Origin of the sequence: Lacticaseibacillus nasuensis JCM 17158, from assembly GCF_001434705.1 — a bacterium.
Lineage (GTDB): Bacteria > Bacillota > Bacilli > Lactobacillales > Lactobacillaceae > Lacticaseibacillus > Lacticaseibacillus nasuensis.
On the sequence record NZ_AZDJ01000011.1, the window covers coordinates 1 to 281 of the forward strand.

The window sequence follows — 281 nt, forward strand, 5'->3', positions numbered from 1 at the left end:
CACGATGTTGGTGACAACACCACTGCGACGACCACGCCTGACGGTAATGTGACAGTCGATCACGACAATGGTGACGGAACGCATACGGTTACTGATGTTGATAAGGACGGGAAGATTACCGGTCAGACAACATCTCATAAGACTTCTGTACCAGAACCTGATGGCACAACCGATACTGTTGTTACTGATGGCAAGGGTGGTCACACAGTCAATGGCACGGATGTGCCAGCTGGTACCACTAAGCCAACTGATGTTGGTAAGGGCACCACGGCGACACCGAC

Annotated in this window: 1 protein-coding gene; it reads left to right on the forward strand. The window is 52.0% G+C overall.

The window, feature by feature from the left end; genetic code table 11:
- Window positions 1-281, forward strand: a 281-nt coding sequence (locus FD02_RS11270) for a hypothetical protein (RefSeq protein WP_476703041.1), incomplete at both ends; no start/stop codon positions are given.